This is a genomic window from Shewanella intestini, assembly GCF_018221465.1.
Lineage (GTDB): Bacteria > Pseudomonadota > Gammaproteobacteria > Enterobacterales > Shewanellaceae > Shewanella > Shewanella intestini.
Map to the genome: position 1 here is coordinate 1 of NZ_JAAIKR010000062.1, position 683 is coordinate 683.

Below are 683 nucleotides of genomic sequence, written 5' to 3' on the forward strand. Positions count from 1 at the left end.
GGATCGTTCGCGCCAACAATGGTGATAGTTAATGTTTGAGTTTCGCTTTCTGTGCCATCGGATGCGGTATACGTGAATACGATATTAGCTGAAACGCCATTTGCGAGAGCTTGAGCTGATGCGCCGTTTGCAACGAACGAATAACTACCATCGGCATTGATTGTCAAGGTGCCGTATTCATTTGTGATAACCCCTGGAGAGCCGGCAGAAACGGTTGTGTTTGTACCTGAAATGCCGGCATGAATTGCGGTGACAGAAATGGTATCGCCATCTAAATCAGTATCGTTAGCTAACACGCCATTTGTAGCTGTAGTTAATAATGTGGCATCTTCATTTACCGTGTTGGTATCAGCAATTAAATTAGGAGCATCATTTTCTGCGCCGACATTAATAAATAGTGTGGCTGTATCGGTTTCTGAGCCATCAGTAACGGTGTAAGTGAATGAATCTAGGCCATTAAAATCTAGGGGAGGTGTATAAGTATAACTGCCATCAGCCGCAACAATGATGATACCACCTTGGTTGGTTGTGAAGGTACCAGCGATAACGGATAGATTGTCATTATCGATGTCAGAATCGTTAGCATCTAGGTCAATGGTTGAGGTGTAGGTCGTATCTTCAGAGACACTGATTCTATCGTTTTGGGCAACAGGGCCATCGTTAGCACCAACAATGGTGATAGT

The 683-nt window shown here is 44.1% G+C and carries 1 protein-coding gene; it reads right to left on the bottom strand.

The features are described from left to right. Positions 1–683: Ig-like domain-containing protein (locus G3R48_RS17160; RefSeq protein WP_212593431.1), on the bottom strand; the 683-nt coding region annotated here is incomplete at both ends.